Raw genomic sequence first — 923 nt, forward strand, 5'->3', positions numbered from 1 at the left:
GCGGCGACGGAGGCGTAGGGCGCGAGCCGGTGCCCGGCCGGCTCCCAGGCGTGGACGGCGACCACCCGCGCGTTCAGCAGGCGGGCTTGTCCGGCCGCCCAGCGCAGGGCGGCGAGGGACTCCTCGGAACCGTCGACACCCACCACGATGTCGTTCATTTCCGGTACCCGCGGTGATCGTCGTGGTCGCCGAAGTAGTGCCGTTCCTCGACGTACTCGTTCTCCCCGGGCCGCAGGACCGAGCCCGGCGTGCTCAGGAAGGCGATGAGCCCGAAAATGCCCGCCGCCATCAGGGCGACCCCGACGATGACCGAGCTGTACCCGAACACCATGCAGGTGCCCACGATGGTGGCTCCGATGAGGATGAGCGGGACCATGGCCGCTGCTCCTTTCCGTGTTCCCGTGCCGCGCGCGGCTCAGAGCTTGCGCAGCCAGTCGTCGGCCACGCCGTGCAGCGCCTGCTCGGCGGGGCGCAGGTGGGTGTCGTCGATGCGGTAGGCCAGGTGGTCGACGACGTCGACGACACCGTCGAGCCGGCGTGTCATGCCGACCGCGATGGGGATCTCGCTGCGCCGTTCCAGCCGCCCGGAGAGGGTGACGACGCCGTCCTCGACCGTGACGTCGATGGTCTGGGGGACCAGCCAGAGCGTCTCGACGAGGACCTCCTGCCGCACAGCGCTCAGGATCTCGGCGTCCGGGCGCAGGAAGACGTGCAGCAGGTCGTGGCGGGTGACGATGCCGGCGAGCCGGTTCTCCTCGTCCACCACCGGCAGCCGGTCGACACGCCGGCTCGCCATGAGCCGGGCGGCTTCGGTGACGGTGGCGTCGGCGCGGACGGTGACGGCGGGTGCCGTCATGATCGCCCCGGCCGTGCGCGCCTTGCTCCTGGCCTCCGCCCGGCGGGCCCGCGCCCCGAGGTGGCGG

The 923-nt window shown here is 72.3% G+C and carries 3 protein-coding genes; all 3 read right to left on the reverse strand.

The annotated features are described in order from the left end of the window. Positions 1–158, reverse strand: a 158-nt coding sequence (locus ACVNF4_RS36470; RefSeq protein ID WP_461807100.1) for a universal stress protein, incomplete at its 3' end; no start/stop codon positions are given. Then, positions 155–376: a hypothetical protein gene (locus ACVNF4_RS36475; RefSeq protein WP_461807098.1), complete on the reverse strand. Its 222-nt coding sequence runs from the start codon at positions 374–376 to the stop codon at positions 155–157. The genes ACVNF4_RS36475 and ACVNF4_RS36470, both read right to left, overlap by 4 nt. Positions 377–415: 39 nt before the next feature. Continuing rightward, the coding region (locus tag ACVNF4_RS36480; RefSeq protein WP_461807099.1) for a CBS domain-containing protein at positions 416–923 on the reverse strand (508 nt) is incomplete at its 5' end.

Source organism: Streptomyces sp. S6 (genome assembly GCF_054880855.1).